Origin of the sequence: Pseudarthrobacter sp. J1763, from assembly GCF_050490295.1 — a bacterium.
Classification (GTDB): domain Bacteria; phylum Actinomycetota; class Actinomycetes; order Actinomycetales; family Micrococcaceae; genus JBNPEO01.
The window spans coordinates 245405-263393 of record NZ_JBNPEN010000004.1; the positions used below are offsets into that span (position 1 = coordinate 245405).

The 17989-nt window shown below is 60.8% G+C and carries 11 protein-coding genes and 2 tRNA genes; 3 read left to right on the forward strand and 10 right to left on the reverse strand.

Features of this window, described 5'->3' with window-relative positions:
- Positions 1–101 precede the first annotated feature (101 nt).
- Genes ACQQCD_RS06075 through ACQQCD_RS06085 form a run of 3 tightly spaced genes read right to left on the reverse strand, consistent with a single transcriptional unit; the run spans position 102 to position 2511 of the window.
- The gene (locus ACQQCD_RS06075; protein WP_430267511.1) at positions 102–563 is read right to left on the reverse strand and encodes an RrF2 family transcriptional regulator; all 462 of its coding nucleotides are present in this window, start codon (positions 561–563) and stop codon (positions 102–104) included.
- A gap of 14 nt (positions 564–577) precedes the next feature.
- Positions 578–1087, reverse strand: coding sequence for a hypothetical protein (locus tag ACQQCD_RS06080; RefSeq protein WP_430267512.1), 510 nt, complete (start codon positions 1085–1087; stop codon positions 578–580).
- Positions 1088–1092: 5 nt separating this feature from the next.
- Positions 1093–2511 carry a phosphomannomutase/phosphoglucomutase gene (locus tag ACQQCD_RS06085; RefSeq protein WP_430267513.1) on the reverse strand — a complete coding sequence of 473 codons (1419 nt, stop codon included), beginning with the start codon at positions 2509–2511 and terminating at the stop codon, positions 1093–1095.
- A gap of 123 nt (positions 2512–2634) precedes the next feature.
- Here ACQQCD_RS06085 and ACQQCD_RS06090 point away from each other — a divergent pair, with 123 nt between their 5' ends.
- Complete coding sequence (locus ACQQCD_RS06090) at positions 2635–4824, forward strand: RecQ family ATP-dependent DNA helicase (RefSeq protein WP_430267514.1); 2190 nt, start codon at positions 2635–2637, stop codon at positions 4822–4824.
- A 106-nt stretch (positions 4825–4930) separates the two neighbouring features.
- On the opposite strand, the gene ACQQCD_RS06095 is transcribed toward ACQQCD_RS06090, so the two are convergent.
- Both ACQQCD_RS06095 and ACQQCD_RS06100 read right to left on the reverse strand, forming a co-directional pair.
- Complete coding sequence (locus ACQQCD_RS06095) at positions 4931–5233, reverse strand: hypothetical protein (RefSeq protein ID WP_430267515.1); 303 nt, start codon at positions 5231–5233, stop codon at positions 4931–4933.
- Between the two features lie 50 nt (positions 5234–5283).
- Positions 5284–5679, reverse strand: coding sequence for an SRPBCC family protein (locus ACQQCD_RS06100; RefSeq protein ID WP_430267516.1), 396 nt, complete (start codon positions 5677–5679; stop codon positions 5284–5286).
- Positions 5680–6161: 482 nt separating this feature from the next.
- Here ACQQCD_RS06100 and ACQQCD_RS06105 point away from each other — a divergent pair, with 482 nt between their 5' ends.
- Positions 6162–7352 (forward strand): IS481 family transposase, encoded by a 1191-nt coding sequence (locus tag ACQQCD_RS06105; protein ID WP_430267517.1) that lies wholly within the window; start codon positions 6162–6164, stop codon positions 7350–7352.
- 47 nt (positions 7353–7399) lie between these two features.
- Here ACQQCD_RS06105 and ACQQCD_RS06110 read toward each other — a convergent pair.
- Both ACQQCD_RS06110 and ACQQCD_RS06115 read right to left on the reverse strand, forming a co-directional pair.
- Positions 7400–7487, reverse strand: a tRNA-Ser gene (locus ACQQCD_RS06110).
- A gap of 89 nt (positions 7488–7576) precedes the next feature.
- Positions 7577–9760, reverse strand: a complete 2184-nt coding sequence (locus ACQQCD_RS06115; protein WP_430267518.1) for a prolyl oligopeptidase family serine peptidase — start codon at positions 9758–9760, stop codon at positions 7577–7579.
- Positions 9761–9861: 101 nt separating this feature from the next.
- Here ACQQCD_RS06115 and ACQQCD_RS06120 point away from each other — a divergent pair, with 101 nt between their 5' ends.
- The gene (locus ACQQCD_RS06120) at positions 9862–11883 is read left to right on the forward strand and encodes an FAD/NAD(P)-binding protein (protein ID WP_430267519.1); all 2022 of its coding nucleotides are present in this window, start codon (positions 9862–9864) and stop codon (positions 11881–11883) included.
- 76 nt (positions 11884–11959) lie between these two features.
- Here ACQQCD_RS06120 and ACQQCD_RS06125 read toward each other — a convergent pair whose 3' ends face one another.
- The 3 genes from ACQQCD_RS06125 to ACQQCD_RS06135 form a co-directional block, all read right to left on the reverse strand.
- Positions 11960–16501 carry an ExeM/NucH family extracellular endonuclease gene (locus ACQQCD_RS06125; RefSeq protein WP_430267520.1) on the reverse strand — a complete coding sequence of 1514 codons (4542 nt, stop codon included), beginning with the start codon at positions 16499–16501 and terminating at the stop codon, positions 11960–11962.
- A gap of 353 nt (positions 16502–16854) precedes the next feature.
- Positions 16855–17637, reverse strand: coding sequence for a VOC family protein (locus ACQQCD_RS06130; protein WP_430267521.1), 783 nt, complete (start codon positions 17635–17637; stop codon positions 16855–16857).
- A 178-nt stretch (positions 17638–17815) separates the two neighbouring features.
- Positions 17816–17903, reverse strand: a tRNA-Ser gene (locus ACQQCD_RS06135).
- Positions 17904–17989: the final 86 nt, after the last annotated feature.

A 17989-nucleotide genomic window follows, 5' to 3' on the forward strand; every position in this document is an offset into this window, starting at 1 on the left:
TGTGCGGGCGGGGTTGAGCGCCGGGGTGCGTGCCGGCTGGCGGCGGGATGCCGGCGCTCTATCTGTGTTCGGCCGCGAGATGCCGGCGCTCTACTCGCGTTCTACCCGCGCTGTGCCAGGCCCGGGCGCAGGCCGATAGCCGCGAAAACAGGATTCATTTGCCGCGAAGTGGGCAACGATGCGACGACGATGTCGTCAAGCTCACGGTAAAACGCTTCCCGCGCGCGGCCCAGGGCGCTCCGGAGCCGGCACTCGTTGATAAGCGGGCAGGCGCCCCCGGCAGCCACGCAGTCGGCCGGGTCGGTCCGCGTGTCCAGCGCGCGGAGCAGTTGGCCCACGGTGGCGTCGCGGCCGGCTGGGCTGAGCCGGGACCCGCCGTTGCGGCCGCGCTCGACGTCGATCAGGCCGAGTTCACGGAGCTTCGCCATCGCCTTGCTGACGTGGTTGTAGGGCGTACCCACGGCGTCGGCGATGCTCTGGGTGGTTAGCAGCTCGCCGTCGGCCGCGGCTGCGAGCACCATCATGGCGCGCAGGCTCACGTCCGCAAAGGCGTTGATCTTCATGGCACCGGCTTGGTCTAGTCCACCCAGACGGTGGGTTCGTTGGTGTCGGCGGACAGTTCGCCAAACTCCAGCTCGTTCGTCGCGGGGTTCGCGCCGTAGGGCAGCACCGCCGCGAAGACGGAACCGTCCTGGTGCTCGGCAGCCACGTGGATCGCGTCCGAATCCTCTTCCAGCAGGGTGATGTCGCAGACGATCGCGGCGGCGCGGAACTCGTCCCGGTGCTGCCGGAGCAGTTCGGTGAGGTCGTTGATCATGCCGTCGGCATCGAAGTCTGCGTCGGCGTCCTCGGCCGCGTCCGCCGGGGTGACCGCCACGAGGCGGACCTCGCCGTCGTTCTCCACCACGAGGGCGAAGGGCAGGAAGCCGCCGTTGCGCTCCAGCTGTTCCTGGGCTGCCCCCACGCCGGTGCCGAGCAGGTTCTCGAGGTCGGTGGCGCTGGCGTCCGGCACCGAGCCGCGCCAGGAGTCCTCGGCCGGATCAGCCGGTTGCAGGACGGCGTCTTGGGTCTCCGGTGAATCGGTCACGGCGATCAGCCCCGGACCAGCGCCAGGACCCGGTCGCGGATGCGCTCCATGGTTTCCTGATCCGTGGCCTCGACGTTCAGGCGCAGGAACGGTTCGGTGTTGGACGGACGCAGATTGAACCAGTAGCTTCCGTCTGCCGCGATGAAGGTGCTGCCGTCGAGGTAGTCCACCTCAACGTCCTCGTTGTGGAAGTCCGCGCGGACACGTTCCACCGCGGCGGCCTTGTCCTCGATTTCCGAGTTGATCTCGCCGGAAGACCGGTAGGGCTCATATTCGCGGCCCAGCTCGGACAGCGGGCCGTCCTGCTCACCGAGAGCCGCCAGCACGTGCATGGCGGCCAGCATGCCGGTGTCCGCATTCCAGAAATCACGGAAGTAGAAGTGGGCGGAGTGCTCGCCGCCGAAGATCGCCCCCTCGGCCGCCATCACGGCCTTGATGAAGGAGTGTCCCACCCGGGTGCGGAAGGCCCGGCCGCCGTCGTTGACGACCAGTTCCGGCACCGCCCGGGAGGTCAGGAGGTTGTGGATGATCGTCGGAGTTTCCTCGCCGTTGGCCTTTGCGCGCGCGATCTCACGGCGGGCCACCATGCCGGTGACGGCCGACGGAGAGACCGGCTCGCCCTTCTCGTCGATCACGAAGCAGCGGTCGGCGTCGCCGTCGAATGCCAGGCCGATGTCCGCACCGTGCTCGACGACGGCGGCCTGGAGGTCGCGGAGGTTTTCCGGTTCCAACGGGTTGGCCGGGTGGTTCGGGAAGGATCCATCGAGCTCGAAGTAGAGCGGGATAATCTCCAGCGGCAGCTTGGGCAGCAGCGTGTCGCCCAGCACGGCGGGGGTGGTCATGCCGGCCATGCCGTTGCCGGCGTCCACCACGACCTTGAGCGGACGTGAGCCGCTGAGGTCAACGAGGCTGCGCAGGTATTCGGAGTAGTCCTTGAGGACGTCGTGCACGCCGATCAGGCCGCGGGGGCCGTTCGCGGGGATGATACCGGCGTTGAGGTATTCCTCGGCAAGGGCCTGGATCTCCTTCAAACCGGTTTCCGAGGAGATCGGCACGGCGCCGGCCTTGGCCATCTTGATGCCGTTGTATTCGGCCGGGTTGTGGCTCGCGGTGAACGTTGCCCCCGCTGCGTTGAGGGCGCCGCAGGCGTAGTAGAGCTCGTCGGTGGAGATCAGGTCCAGCAACTGGACGTTGGCGCCGCGGGTTGCCGCGCCGTTGGCGAAGGCGCGGCTGAACTCGGGGGAGGAGGGGCGCATGTCGCCGCCCACCAGCACGGTCTGCCCGGCCAGGTCCAGGACGTCCACGAAGGCAGCCCCGACCGCTTCGACGATTTCTGCGGTGATGGATGCGCCCACAATTCCGCGCACGTCGTAGGCCTTGAAGGAAGCCGAAAGGTCAAAAGTCTTCGTCTGGTCGCTAGTCACGGCTCCTATCTTACGTGGAAGCAGCCGCGGACCGTCCGGGCTGGGCGCGTATGTGGATATCGCTTATCCACATACGACTCTGCCCGCTTCGTGGCTGTCGGAGGGGACTGGGATACTGAAGCAATGGCCAATAACCAGAATGCTGCAGTCCTTTCCGCCCCCGAGTCCCCCTCCGCCGGGGGAACCGGGACGCGTGAGCAGGCCCAGGCGGTTCTGCGCGAACTGGTGGGGAACCCCGAAGCCCAATTCCACGACGGCCAGTTCGAGGCTATCGAGGCCCTCGTCGACGGCGGCCGGCGTGCCCTCGTCGTCCAGCGCACCGGCTGGGGCAAATCGGCCGTGTACTTCGTTGCGTCCCTGCTGCTGCGCCGCCGCGGTGCCGGCCCCACCCTGATCGTGTCCCCGCTGCTCGCGCTAATGCGCGACCAGGTCGCCGCCGCAGCGCGGGCCGGGGTCCGTGCCGTAGCCATCAACTCGGCCAACCAGCTTGACTGGGACACTGTCCGTGAACAGCTCGCGGCCGACGAAGTGGACGTGCTGCTCGTTTCTCCGGAACGGCTGACCAACCCGTCGTTCCGCGAGAACCAGCTCCCGGAGCTGGTCCGCAGGACCGGACTGCTGGTCATCGATGAGGCCCACTGCATTTCCGACTGGGGCCACGACTTCCGCCCCGACTACCGGCGGATCGCCGACCTGATCACCCAACTGCCGGACACCGTCCCGGTCCTGGCCACCACCGCCACCGCCAACTCCAGGGTGGTCCACGACATTGAGGAACAGCTCGGCGAGGGCGTGCTGACCATCCGCGGCGCCCTTGGCCGCGAGTCCCTGCGCCTGGGCGTGCTGCGCCTGCCCGACTCCCGGGAACGGCTGGGCTGGCTGCTCACGCACCTGAAGGATCTGCCTGGCAGTGGGATCATCTACACCCTCACCGTGTCCGCCGCGGAGGACACCGCCCGCCTGCTGGCCGAGGCCGGCCACGACGTGCTCGCCTACACCGGACGGACCGACCCCGCGGACCGGGAACGCGCCGAGCAGCTGCTCAAGGACAACCAGGTCAAAGCCTTGGTCGCCACCTCCGCCCTCGGCATGGGCTTCGACAAACCGGACCTCGGCTTCGTGGTGCACCTCGGCGCGCCGTCGTCGCCGGTGGCCTACTACCAGCAGGTTGGCCGTGCCGGCCGTGGCGCTGCCAACGCCGATGTGCTGCTCCTGCCCGGCTCCGAGGACCGGGACATCTGGCAGTACTTCGCCACCGCGTCCATGCCATCGCCGGAGAAGGCCGCAGCAGTTTTGGACGCGCTCAGCCAAGCCAACGGGACCGTGTCCACCGTGGCGCTCGAAGCCCGAGTTGATTTGCGCAGGACGCCCCTTGAGCTGTTGCTAAAGGTGCTCTCTGTTGATGGTGCCGTGGAGCGAGTGGGCGGTGGGTGGCGTTCCACCGGGACACCGTGGGAATACGACAGCGAACGCTACGAACGCATTGCTGAGGCCCGGGTGCACGAGCAAGACCTGATGGTGATTTATCAAGACACCGCTGGTTGCCGGATGGAGTTCATTACCTCCGTGTTGGATGACAACAATGCGCATGCCTGCGGGCGTTGCGACAACTGTGCGGGGCGCTGGTTCCCCACGGACATTGACGATGAAGCCGCAAGCGCCGCAGGAGAAACTCTCAACCGGGCAGGTGTGTCCTTGGAACCCCGTTTGCAGTGGCCTACAGGCATGGACCGGCTAGGCGTTCCGGTCAAGGGCAAGATCAAGCCGGACGAGTCAGCCTCCGAGGGCAGGCTGTTGGCCAGAATGACCGATCTGGGGTGGGGAGGAGCGCTACGCGAATTTTTCGCCACGGGAGCCCCGGACCGTAGCATTGATCCATCCATGCTCCAGGCCTGTGTGCAAGTACTGCGTGACTGGGGTAGCACGGAAGGACGTGCCGTGGCTTGGAGCGGCGTTGGAAGGCCGGATGTCATTGTGGCTATGCCCTCACGCAGTAAACCCGAGCTGATCCGTTCATTGGCGCGGGGCCTATCGCAGATCGGGCGGATTGAGCTTTTGGGCGAACTTGAAGCCATTCATGGTGGGCCTGCTGGGGCTCGCGGCGGTAACAGTGCATACCGTCTTGCAGCCGTGTGGGATCAGTTTGTGGTCCCGCCGGCGATGGCTCAACAGCTTGCGGCTAGGCCAGGGCAAACCGTGATGCTCATCGATGACCTGGTGGATAGCCGTTGGACGTTCACCGTGGCAGCCCGTGCGCTCCGTCAAGCCGGCGCCGGAGCAGTCCTGCCGTTCGCCCTCGCCCAAGCAGGCTAGAAGTTTGGCAAGCTAAACGCTCGGTCGTCCACGGGTACGGAAGGGCAGATTCGCGGCGCACGTTGCGTCGTTCAGCGCCTAAGCGCCGCGAACTTTACCAAGAAGCTTAGGACTTCTTTTTAGGGGTCAGTAGCGATGCTATAGCGGTTGCTCCTGTGACAGTCCAAACGGCCGGCCAAGCCCCAATCTTCTTGGCGAGCAGGTGAGAACCACCGAACGCGCCCAAGTACAAAACCGTCAGCCCGATTGCCGCTGGTAGACCCGAATCCTTCTTCCACACGGTAAACGCACCAGCGCCAGCGGCGGCTAAAACGGCACCGCCGAGTGGGCGATTTTTGGTGGAGCGCGCGGTGGCGAAACCGCCTACGAGTCCTGCGGTGGTCAAAGCGATAGCTGGTAGGGAGGCCATGTTTTCCTTACTCGTTGAGTGCACATTTTGGCTCCTCATTCTCGCATCACTCAGCGTTCGAGGAGGTCCTTCAGCCGGGCCAAATCCGCCCGAACCAACTCTGCATCGCGATCAAATTCCTCATCCGTGACATGTGGCATCCGGTAAAGGGTGAAAACTGCTTCGCTACCGGTGCCATTAGAGAGGACGCGCAAGGGATTATGGACCGAGGTTCCGTCAGGGAGAATCACATCATGGTCAACAATGCCGTACTCAAGGGGGCCGCGAAAACGAACCTCAACGGAGCCCATGGGTGAGTCTGTGACCCACTTGCTGTCTTCATAGCGGATACCGGCGCTCAGTCCCGCGGCCCAGCGCGGAAGATTGGCTGGATTGCCCGCGAACTCGGAAACCCTAGAGGGCGGGGCCGCAATACTGATCGAAAGGTGGAGTGCGGGATAGAGCATGCCGCCAGTTCAGCACACTTCCGCCTCAAATGGTGCATACCCTGGAGACCTTTGGCCCGAAAGCCGGAATGGACCCCGCCGAGTTGGCACTTCGCGCGGGTGTTTGCGCGAAACATCCGCGCGAAGTGCCAACTCGGACCCGACAGGTGTGGCATTTCGGGTGGTTGTGGGAAAAAAACCTCAGCAAAAATTCCCAACTCGGCGGAAGGTGGGGGATCAGGAGGTGCGCGTACCAACAAAAAAGTCCTGAGCCGCGACTCGTTCGTAAACGATGTCACGGCTCAGGACCAATGCGGAGACGGGGGTGTTTGAAATCGGGACATCGTTCATATGTGTGTCGGGACATACTGCACAGTGATAGTTCATCGATGTCGCGGGACATGAAGCACACGGTGACAGTGAGTTCATCTCTCGGGTCATGGTTCTGTCGGTGGAGTTCTGGATCTCTCGCGTCATCGTTCCTATCGGTTCACGATGATTTGATGGAGAAGAATCAACTCATCATCAAGTCCATCCGCCAGGGGCAATTATCCCCGGCGCAGGCCGCTGAACACTTCGGCGTCAGCCGCCGCTGGGTCTACGAACTCATGCGCAGGTACCGTTGCGCAGGCGAGGACGGGCTAGTTCCGCAATCCAGGCGTCCTCATTCAAATCCGCGTCAGACCCAAGAGAGTGTGCGTGAGCGTATCCGTGCTCTGCGCCATGAGCTGACAGTCAAGGGCCTCGATGCCGGCGCTGAAACAATTGCATGGCACTTGGAATCCGAGGGGCTAGAAGCCCCTGCGCCGTCCACGATCCACCGTGTATTGCGCCAAGCGGGCCTCGTGATCAACGAGGTCCACAAACGTCCGCGTTCGTCTTGGCATCGCTTCGAGGCCGGTCAACCCAACGAAACGTGGCAATCAGACTTCACGCACTGGGCTCTCGCGGACGGCACGGACATCGAGATCTTGAACTTCCTCGATGACCACTCCCGTTTTCTGATTTACTGCACTGCCCACCGGCGAGTTACCGGGGCTTTGGTTCTCGAGGCGTTCATTCAGTCGGGAGAGATCCATGGATTCCCTGCCTCAACACTGACGGATAACGGGATGGTTTTCACCACGAAGCTTGCCGGCGGACGGGGAGGGTTGAACGCGTTCGAGAAAACGCTCCGGGACCTGAAGATCGTGCAAAAGAACGGCAAACCCAACCACCCCCAAACGCAAGGAAAGATCGAACGATTCCACCAAACCCTGAAGCGATGGCTCACCATCCAAAAACCAGCGACCACCCTAGGACAGCTAAATGAAGACCTCGTCAGGTTCCTGAACGTCTACAACACTGAACGCCCACACAGGGCCTTGCAACGACGCACACCCGCGCAAACGTACGCAGCACTTCCAAAAGCTCAGCCTGAAGGGCTTGCTAAAGGTGTTCATCACCGCGTCCGCACGGACAGGATCGATAAAGCGGGAAAGGTAACCGTGCGCTTCCAAGGCAGACTGCTACATCTAGGCGTGGGCCGCCGCCACAATGACGAACCGGTCACCGTCCTCGTTGCCGACAATGCCGCCACCGTCATCCAAACAAGCACGGGAGAAATTCTCGGAACCTACACACTCGACCCCATGAAGGGGTACCAAGCAAAAATGAAAAAACCCCCGGCCGAAGCCGAGGGTCCTTCCATATGAACGATGACGCGGGACATATATGAACTATGTCCCGCTACATCACAATGCGGAGACGGGGGGATTTGAACCCCCGGTGGAGTTGTGCCCCACACTTCATTAGCAGTGAAGCCCATTCGGCCGCTCTGGCACGTCTCCAATTGCTATTACTAGCCCAGCAAGAGTACCGAAGACTGGGCGGTTAGTGCAAAACGTGGGAATGCAAGGACGTTCTAGGCTGCTTTGTTTTAGTCTCCGCTCAAGGACCGCCACAGGAATTGCTGGCTCCGCGCCTGAAGAGCAGCTGCTTGTCGGTTGTCGGAAGCTCCCGAGTGCCCACCCTCAACCGCTTCATGGAACCAGACGTTGCGAATGCCCATCGCCTGCATCCTCGCAGCCATTTTGCGTGCCTGCACCGGGCCCACCCGGTCATCCGAGGTTGCCGTCCAGAAGAACGAATCTGGATATTCAACCCCGTCGCGCAGCAAGTGATACGGGGAGAAGGTTTTGATGAATTCCCACTGTTCAGGCCGGTCTGGGTCCCCGTATTCTGCGATCCACGAGTACCCTGCGGAGAGCTTGGTGTACCGGCGCATGTCCAGCAATGGAACACCACAAGAGATCGCGGAGAACAGCTCGGGGTAGTGGACCAGCATGTTTCCCACTAGCAGACCGCCGTTGGATCCACCGGCACACCCCAAATGCTCAGGGCTGGTGACACCGCGCCGGATCAGATCCGTGGCAACTGCTGCGAAGTCCTCGTACGCCCGGTGGCGGTTCGCTTGCAACGCCGCACTGTGCCACGCGGGACCGTATTCGCCGCCGCCACGAATATTGGCCACCACAAACACTCCGCTACGTTCAGCCCCCGCAGATGCTCCAGTGGTTTTGCGGCGCAGCCAGGCTCTACCAATCGTGCCGCTATAGGCGGGTGTGCGGGAGACTTCGAAGCCGCCGTACCCGGAAAGCTGGGTGGGGTTACCGCCGTCGAGCACTAGATTTTTTGGCCCCACCTGGAAGTAAGGCACCTTGGTGCCGTCTTTGGACGTAGCAAAGTGCTGTTGAACTTCAAACTCGGACTCATCAAAGAATGACGGGGCAGTTTTGATCACTGCAGCCGATGAATCAGCGGCGTCCCCCAAACGCCCGCGCAACAGGGTGCTCGGAGTCAAAAATCCGGTGACCACCAGCCAGTAGTCATTGCCAGCATTTTCAGCAGTAGTGTCCTGATCATCAACGGCAAAAGCATTGACGTCATGCAGCGGCGGGCACGCGTCCAACTGACGCCACGCCCAGCCCTTTGCCGGATCCGCGTCCGGTTGTGACGGGTCAAGAACACGAATTTGAGAGGATACGTCCGCCAAAAGGTTCAACAACAGGAAGTCCCTAGTCCAGCTATAGGACTGCAAAGAAGTGTGAGCATCCGGTTCAAAGAGCACCCGAAGCGTGCGCTCACCCGCGAGCCAATCCTCCAGCGGGGCCACCAGAAGCGATCCTGCAGCATAAACCGAGCCGGAAATTTCCCAGCTTTCCCGTGGCCGGAAGACTACCCATTCGCGGTGAATGTCCTTATCAACACTGCTGGGGGCCTCAATTTTGGCCCACTGATCATCCTGCAAAACGAACGTTGAAACGTTGAAGAAGTCGATCATGTCGATGGCGACTGTGCGCTCAAACCCTGGTGTGGAATCGTGAAAAACAGCGCCACGCATGTGCTCGGCCGGGACTTCAAAAATCTGCTCGGCATCACGCAGCGACTGCCCGCGCTTGAGCCGAACAGCGGTGCGTGAATAGGACGACGAAGTCTGCGGCAAACGCTCAGCAGTGGTGGAAACCAAGAGAGTGTCAGCATCCTCCCAAGAAATCCCGCCCTTAGCGGTGGGGATGTCAAAACCGCCGGCCGTCGGGTCAACGAAGGCGAGACGTTCGACGTCGAACTCGCGGTAGCGCACAGCGTCCCCGCCGTCTGGGGAGAGGGCGATCATGGCGGTTCGGTGAGCCTGCCCTAGGGCGGGGCGCAAGAAGTGGGCGCCGTGCCACACCCACTCGGTCCCTTCGGCAGCGGCGAGAGCGTCAATGTCCAGCAAAACATTCCATTCCGGCGCATCGCTCTGATAGCTCTGCCACGTGGTGCGGCGCCAGAGGCCTTTGGGGTGTTCGGCGTCGCGCCAGAAGTTGTAATACCACTCGCCGCGTTTGCCTACCATGGCAATCCGATCGCTCGAGTCCAAAACCTCAAGAATCTCGCCTTCGAGCGCCGCATAGTCGGCGTCCTCCAGGAGGTCTTCGGTGCGGGCGTTTTGTTCCTGGATCCAAGCCATTTGCTCCTCGCCATGGATGTCTTCGAGCCACTGATTCTCATCTGTGGGCATCGGTGCAACGGCGTTCTGCGGGGCGGCGGGATTATTTTGCTCGGCTTCAGTGGCGCTCATGGACACATCCTAGGCATGTTCGCTGTGAGTGGTCTTGTCATATCTGCACAGCCCACCCCACGCGGAATGGGATGTCGTAGCGGGGCGATAGGCTTTACGGCGTGGCGGATCGTGAAGAAATCAGTGTGGCAGTGGTGGGCGCCGGACCCCGCGGCAGCAGTGTTGTGGAAAGATTGCTGGCTAATTTTGCACGCGAGTTGCAGCTTTCCCCAGTAAAAAACCGTTCCCGTCGCTTACGCATCCACGTTATTGATCCGTATCAAGCCGGCCCAGGTCACGTGTGGCGTCCCGATCAGTCCCGTTTGTACGTGATGAACACACAGTCGTTTTACCCCACGCTCATTCCAGAAGACCCCCAGGTGGCGCCAGCGTTGACCGGGGGCAGTTTTGAACAGTGGCGTGCAGCCAACGCAAGCCAGCCCGCTCAGCACCTAACAGACGGCGAACGGGCCGAGCTGCAGACTCTGAAGTCCACCGATTTCCCCTCACGCGCACTGTACGGGCGGTACTTGGCTGACACGTTTGGAGCAGTCCTGGCCGCCGCACAAAACAATGAGGCGCTCGCCGAACGGGTAGAAGTCCAAACTCACAGCGCAGAGGCAGTAAAAGTACGACGCCGCGACCAGACTTCCGCAGTTACGCCCACCAATGGTTTCGTCGTTGGACTTTCTGACGGCACCTCCGTGAGTGTTGACCGTGTGGTGCTGGCGCTGGGGCACGTGGAATCGCGACTGAATTCGGCCCAACAAGAACTCGCCGATGCTGCCGTCAAACTGGGGTTGCAGTACTTTCCACCAGCAGTTCCAGCCGATGTTGACTGGACCCTGATCCCGGCCCGGCAGCCTGTCCTAGTGCGGGGGATGGGCCTGAATTTCTTTGACGTGATGGGTCAACTAACGCTGGGCCGCGGTGGCACTTTCCGGCCGGGCAAGAGGGCCGGGGAGACCTTAGAGTACATCCCTTCAGGCCAGGAGCCCATCCTCTACGCAGCCTCAAGGCGCGGTGGTCCGTACCGGGCCAAGGCTCGCCTTGATGCCTACTATGCGAGCTCCGTGCACTTGCGGTTCTTCACCGCGGATGCCGTAGCAAGTATCCAGGCTAATGATGCAGTTCCCGGGTTCGATCACGATTTCTGGCCGCTGTTGCACCGCGATGTTGTATGGACGTATTACTCCACCCTCGCAGCTCATCACCCAGACGCCGTGACGGACCGGGATGAGTTTTTGCAGTCACTTGACTCCGCTTTGACGGCCGATGCCCAGGTAGATGTACCCGGCAATCATTGGGAGAAGGTGGTTGCTGAGCTTGTTACCCGGCACGTGGCACCTGAGCATGCGCTTAACTTGTTGGGATTGGCTACCCCGTTTGCTGGACAGAGTTTCGCCAACCGTGAGGCGTTTGATCAAGCTGTCCTGAAGTACTTGGACGAGGACGCTCTAGGCTCCGCAGCTGGCGAAAAGGACCCGGTCAAAATGGCCATCGGCGCCCTTCACCGCGGACGTGCGCTACTGAAAACAGCAGTGGCCGACGGCGGAATCACCGAAGACTCATGGCTCGCCGAACTGCGCGGCTGGTTCGAGAGCTTTGTGGAAGGCTTGGCGTCCGGGCCCCCGGCGTTGCGCTTAGAACAGCTGGCCGCACTGGTGCGGGCCGGACTTGTTCATTTTGTGGGGCCGGATCCGAGTATTTCTGTTGACAGGGCTGCGGGGCTGTTTACCGCGAGTTCGCCGTGGGTGGCTGGTGAGGCCGTAACCGCGCGTACCGTGATTGAGGCTCTAGCGCCGAGCAACCGGGTGGCAGTGAACGAGTCAGTGCTGCTCAAACAACTTTTGGCTGATGGGCTGGTGCGCCCCCGAATGATGCTTGCAGGCGGCGGTACTCCGCTTGAAGCAACAGGCCTTGACGTGGTGCCGGGTCCGTACCGGGCTGTGAATGCACTCGGCCAGGAACAGCCAGATCTCTATGTTTTGAGTCTGCAATTGAGCGCAACACAATGGGGTACAGCCATTGCCGCTGAAGCATTTGGGCGGGACCAAACCGGAAACCCCGTTGAGGAGTACCGCAGCGGCCAACGGACCCTGCGCGACGCCGACGAGGTCGCACGGCACATCCTGGGGATCTGAACTCAGCCCGCACAACTTAAAAAAGCATGCTCACCGCTGTTACACGGTGAGCATGCTTTTTTAAGGGTGATTCAGACTAGCGGCGCAAGCAGAGCTGGTACTTCAAGAGCGCCACGCCGTATTTGATCCAACCGACCACGTCATACCACTGGGTGGGCGGAACCGGGGCAACGCACTGAACCGGAGATGGTCCAGCTTTGGCCACCGTGACAAGTACAGTGACCTTGGTTCCCGACTCGGCAGCGGTGAGCACCAGAGTACCCGTGCCAGCAGCCGCACCGTTGGGAACAGCCACGCTAACGGTGGCTGCACCTGCGCTTACCGGTACGGAACCCAGCTGGGTGACAGTCCCGGCGGCATCGGTGAACACGGCCGTGAGGCTCTTGTTCACTGGGCTACCCAGCGAGGTGAGATCCAGCTTGGACACCGTCAGGTTGATCGGGTCCTTCGGTTTGACCGTTGCTGCAGTGGTGTTGACCACGGCAACGCTGCGGCGTGCGAAGTCCGGAGAAACCGGGTTGTGAGCCTGCAGATACTTGATCCATGCGTCACGGTCAATCAGGCCGGTGTCCTTGGTGTTGGCGCCTTCCTTGAAAATGCGGAAGTTGTCGCCACCTTGGGCCAAGAAGCTGAACGTACCAATCCGGTAGGACTTCGCCGGATCAATAGCTGCACCGTTGACCAGGATCGAGGTGATGTGGTCCCCGGCCGGGCGTGCAGCATCGTAGGTGTAGTTGACGTTTTTGGACAGACCCAGCTGCAAGTAAGTGCGGCTAGGAATGGTGCCATCAGCGTTGGTTTGCCACTGCTGCTCAAGCAGAGTCTTGAACTGTGCACCGGTCAAGGACGTGGTCCACAAGTTGTTGACGAACGGCAAAACAGCGTTTGCTTCCGCGTAGGTGATGGTTCCGTCCGGAGCGTAGTACAGCTCGCTACGCAGACCACCAGGGTTGACGACGCCGATCTCGGCACCACCTAGCGTGGGGTCCTTGAGCGTGTCCACGAGTGAATCAGCAACCAGGTTACCCAGGGTTGATTCGCTACTACGGTCATCGCGCTTGGCGGCTCCACCTGCGGGGTCGGTGCTGAATGCGGTGGTGATATCGGCTGTGACCTTGCCAATCGGCTGGCTTCCCACAGCGTCAGCAGCTGCCAGTGCCTTCTTGACGATGGCGTCGACTGCTGCAACACGGGGGTATTTAGCTACCAGGTCAACTGCTGCATCCGTGATGCGTTTGACGTTTGCAGCCTTGGAAGCAGTGACTTCCTTGGTAGCGGTATCAACGGTGAGTTGGATCTGGCCGATGTTCTCACCGTAGTTACCGGTCTGAACCACAGGACGGGTTTTGCCCGGCTGGCCGGGAACAGGTGCGTTCCAGGCATATTCCTTGTGGGTGTGGCCGGTAAAGATTGCGTCAACCTCGGGAGACGTTTCGTTGACTAGCTTCGCGAAGGATCCGCCAGCTGCCAATTCCTGCTCCAAAGTGGCTCCATCGGGCGTACCGGAACCGGCGCCGTCGTGATCTTCAACAACAATCACATCGGCGAGCTTCTCTGCCGTGATCTTTGCAGCAGCACGGTTGATTGCCTCCACCGGATCCCCGAAGTCCAAGTCCGAGATGCCGCCGGGGGTTACCAATGAGGGAACTTCTTGCGTCACTGTGCCGATGATGGCCACCTTGATGCCGTTGACGTCAATCACCGTGTACTCGGGAAGGGCTGGTTCCTTGGTGCCCTTTTTGTAAACGTTCGCACCCAGGTACGGGAACTTGGCGTTAGTGCCACCGTTGATCACCCGGTCGCGCAAATCAGCCCAGCCGCCGTCGAACTCGTGGTTACCCACAGCCGAAGCTCGAGTCTCAAGCGCATTGAGGACGTCAATGGTGGGCTGGTCCTTCGCTACCGCCGAAGCGAACAAGGACGCACCGATGTTGTCACCGGCGGACAGCAGCGCAGTTGCGCCAGGTGCCGCGGCGGCACGGAGCTTCTCAACGGTTCCCGCGAAGTTGACAGTGTTTGAATCAATCCGGCCGTGGAAGTCATTGATACCCAAAAGGTTCAAGTCAACCGTGGCCGGGGTTGCTGGCAGATCCAGGCCAACCACCACTGGGTCGTGGTCGGACGCCCGGAACTGATCTGGAGCGTAGTAGTCGGTGACATTGTTGTTGTAGCGGCTGTACTCAAGGGCTACGGATTCAACTGAGTTGATGTTCCAAATGTCAGCACCGGTGACTACAGCGTTGGCTTCCGGGGAAGCCAGAATGTGGTCAAGGGATCCCACCAGTCCACCGAAGAGGTAGGAGTGCTTGGCGGAGCCGTCAGCGTTTTTGGCCTTCTCATCTTGGTTGACGTAACCAGCGGCCGTAAGGACGTTGATTGGGTCTTCCTTGGCGTAGGAGTTGAAGTCGCCAATCAGGAAGACCTTGTTGGTGCCCTTGTCCTGCTTCAACTGATCAGCAAATGCCACGAGCGCTTTGGCCTGTGCGGTGCGTGCCAGGTTGGAGTTGCCTTGGCCCTGATCGGTGTCATCGGGAGTTGCTGCGGAACCTTTGGACTTGAAGTGGTTGGCAATCGCGATGAACTTCTTGTCATCACTTGCTCCAACCGGCTTGAACACCTGGGCCAAAGGCTTACGTGCGCTCGCAAAAGCAACGGTGTCGTTAAGGATGATGGATTCGCCCACCGGCTCAGCGGCGGCCTTTTTGTAAATAAATGCAGTACGAATCATGTCTTCATCGGCCAGCGGCGGTGCGTTGGCAGGTGTGTGAACATAGTCCCAAACGCCCGGGGTCACAACATTGAGCGCCGCAACCAGTTGGGAGAGCGCGTCGTCACGGTTTTTGCCGAACTGAGCGGAGTTTTCAACTTCCATCAGCGTCACTACATCGGCGCCGGACTTGGAAATCGCTGCAACAATCTTGTCTTGCTGGCGCTTGAGGTTCTCAGCATTCGCAGCACCGCGAGCGTCACAGCCGCCCTTGATGCTGATGGGTGCACCGGCACGGTCGGTGTAGTAGGTGCAACCGCTGAGCTGATCGCCGGTGGTGGTGAAGTAGTTCAGGACGTTGAAGGAGGCAAGCTTTAAGTTGCCTCCCACGGCGGCCGGAGTCTGAGCGCGTGTATCACCAAAGCTGACCGGCTGAACGCTGGCAGCGTTGGAAGGGGTTAGCTGCGTGAGCGGCTGGAACTTCCACGCGTTGTTTGCGTAGCCCAGCACCACATTGGTTTTGACACTAACCGGTGCGCCCACACGGACGTGATCCGTGGTGGTCAGGTACGGCAGAGGCAAAGCTTTGTTCGCGGTGCTGCCCAAGAAGTTGGTGGTGGCACCGTCGTCGAGCTTGATGCCGCGCACTGCATTGTCAGCAACCGTTGCGTTGTATTCAGCCGAACCGTAAGGCGCGACGGCGGTGGGCTGCGGCAAAGCGGTGGTTCCGCCAGCCAAGCCGATTTCACCGTACTGGTTCAACGAGTAGTTATCGCTCACCGTCATAGGGCCGTGAGGTGCTAGGAGCATACCTTCAAGGGACTCGCGGACTGTCTCTGAAGCGGGCAGGGTGAAGGTGGTGGCCTTGACCTCTGGTGCGGCTTCGGTGAGTTGCTTGAGGTCCGCAGCAGCGGCGACGTTCAGCTGCGTCATACCGAAGTATTCGGCTACCGCTCCGGTGACCTGAACGTAGTCGCCGATTTTCACTGATGCAACCGTGGCGGGTGAGTAGACAAAGATGCCGTCAGATGCGGTGTGTGTGGCTGGATCCAAATCGCCACCGGTGCCGGGGGTCTGAATGTAGTAGCCGTTTATTCCGCCAGTGGGGAACGCTGCGGTGACTTTGCCAAGCGTAGAAACGGTGCTGCCGACCATGGAAGAGGCGGTGCCGGCTCCTTGGATTTCGGCAATGGGTTTGGTGCCAACCGGGTCAACGGGCGGATCTACCGGGGGATCAACAGGTGCAGTTGCCGAGCCCTGAGGGGTGATCGAAGCGTTGAGGGTGAAGTCTGCGGAGTTGTCATTCGTGTCAGCAAAGTTGGTGCGGTTCAGGCTTTTAACGTCGGTGTTTCCGGACGGGGCTGTTGCCGCCTTTGTCTCAAAAGTGTTTGAGGTTCCGTAACCGAGATTGTCTGCAACACCGTCTGGCTCAATCACCGAACCGACAGCCAAGGGGTTCACTGCGGTGGCTTGTTTGGCCAAGAGTACGGTACCGGAAGTGCCTGAGGGATTAAAGGCGGTGGAAGTAGTGTCCGCTGCGGGAAGATCAGCTGCGGTAGAGGTTGCGCTGTTGGTGGCGCCCTTGATCAGGTAGTAGCCCTTGGCGGGGATGGTTCCTGCAAGGGGAGCAACACCGTTAGGGGCCGCGGTGCCGGTGCCTGAACGGTACTGGAGTGACCAGCCGTCTAGAGAAACAGGTGCGTCAGAGCTGTTGTAGAGCTCAACGAACTTGTTTTTGTAAGCGGCCCCGGCGCTACCGCCACTGAGATAGGCCTCGTTGATAACAACTGGCGAAGTGCCTGCTGCGACTGCGGCATCTACGGCAAATGCCGGCGCCGCTGACAGCGGAGCTGCAATTAGCCCTGCCGCCAGGACTGTGCCAAGCGCAGCCCGTGTGGTGGAGTGATTCATTCGTTTACTTTCACTGTGGTGCCCCTTGGGGAGCGGGGCATTTATCCAGTGCCGGAGGGGTGCCACCGGCAGTAGGCCGATCAATGTATTCGGCCAGACGTGTCCACGGGAGATCCAAACAGCCCAGGGTGAACGCGAGATTGCCATACGGTAGGTTCTGGTGTCGAGGCCAGAGCTGCCGCGGGATTTTCGTGTCAACGGGCGATTCGGAAAGGCCGAGTTGCGCGTGTGTGAAGCGGGTCACGCCCACGATGGCTGAGCATAACGCAAAAACCGCCCAGCGCCTTGTCAACAAGAGTTGAGCTGGCGCTGGCCGGTTGAGGTCAAGCAAGTGTTGTGTTGTTCTTTGGCTATTAGCCCTGCGGCATGTTCTGAATCAGCTTAAAAACCGCACCGCTGGCATCAGCCAGTGTTGCCATCCGGCCAAAGGGAGTGTCTTCGGCCGGAGTTAGGACCTGAGCCCCGCTGTTCGTGGCCACAGTGACGCTGTCACCGGTGCTGTCCACCACAAAGTAGACGTGCCAGCTGGAGGGGGCTCCATCGGCTAGGTCAGCTGCGGCGTCGTAGATTCCGGCTACTGAGTCATTCCCGGCACCCAAGGTGGTGTATTTGAATTCGGGGGAGTCGGCCATGGTTGTGGTGTCCCAGCCGAAGGCCTTTTGGTAAAACTCCACGGCTGCCGGGTAGTTGTTGGTGTGTAGTTCGTGCCAACCTGGTGCACCGGGCTCGGCAGCAACCTCATACCCCTTGTGGGCACCAGCTTCCCAAGCGCCAATAGCCGCGCCAGAGGGGTCTCCAAAGATCGCCATCCGGCCCTGGTCGGGAACGGTGTGGGGAGGCATAAACACTTGGCCGCCGTTTTCGCTGACAGCGGCGGCGGTTGCATCAGCGTCCTCGGTGAGGAGGTATGTAGACCAAACGTCAGGCATGTCTGCCATGTCCTCTTGCTTCTCCATGAGGCCAGCAACTGATTTGCCGTCCTTAAAAGCCATCACGTAGCCGCCGTACTTCTCTTCGTCACCGCTTTGAAAAGTCCAGCCTAGGAGCTCGCCGTAGAACTCCTTCGCTTGTTCAATGTCTGAGGTCATGAGGTCAATCCAGCAGGGGGCGCCGGCATTGATCTTGGGAGAAGGCATAACTACTCACTTTCTATGGACGGCGCTGGGCGGTCCGGAGGGAAGAAAGGTTGGGCAAGGAAAAGAATGTTCAACCAAGCCTGACTTTATGCGTGGTCACTGACAGTTTCAATGGCCTTTGGCTGGCTCCGGATACAGCTCAGGCGGCCCCGTTTCCGGGGCCGCCTGAGTTTTTACGCGGAAGGTATGGGATTTGAACCCATGAGACGGGGTTACCGCCTACTAGTTTTCAAGACTAGCTCCTTCGGCCGCTCGGACAACCTTCCCTGCGCATAAGTGTTTCACAAGCCGTGCGTGCGGCAAAAACCGGCAGGTTTCGCAGACAAAATACTGCGGAGAGTGTCAAGCAAAT

What these genes read in the sequence shown, in the direction of transcription:
- ACQQCD_RS06075 (WP_430267511.1), bottom strand. Translation starts at nt 563, where the DNA reads ATGAAGATCAACGCCTTTGCGGACGTGAGCCTGCGCGCCATGATGGTG.
- ACQQCD_RS06090 (WP_430267514.1), top strand. Translation starts at nt 2,635, where the DNA reads ATGGCCAATAACCAGAATGCTGCAGTCCTTTCCGCCCCCGAGTCCCCC.
- ACQQCD_RS06095 (WP_430267515.1), bottom strand. Translation starts at nt 5,233, where the DNA reads ATGGCCTCCCTACCAGCTATCGCTTTGACCACCGCAGGACTCGTAGGC.
- ACQQCD_RS06100 (WP_430267516.1), bottom strand. Translation starts at nt 5,679, where the DNA reads ATGCTCTATCCCGCACTCCACCTTTCGATCAGTATTGCGGCCCCGCCC.
- ACQQCD_RS06105 (WP_430267517.1), top strand. Translation starts at nt 6,162, where the DNA reads ATGGAGAAGAATCAACTCATCATCAAGTCCATCCGCCAGGGGCAATTA.
- ACQQCD_RS06115 (WP_430267518.1), bottom strand. Translation starts at nt 9,760, where the DNA reads ATGAGCGCCACTGAAGCCGAGCAAAATAATCCCGCCGCCCCGCAGAAC.
- ACQQCD_RS06125 (WP_430267520.1), bottom strand. Translation starts at nt 16,501, where the DNA reads ATGAATCACTCCACCACACGGGCTGCGCTTGGCACAGTCCTGGCGGCA.
- ACQQCD_RS06130 (WP_430267521.1), bottom strand. Translation starts at nt 17,637, where the DNA reads ATGCCTTCTCCCAAGATCAATGCCGGCGCCCCCTGCTGGATTGACCTC.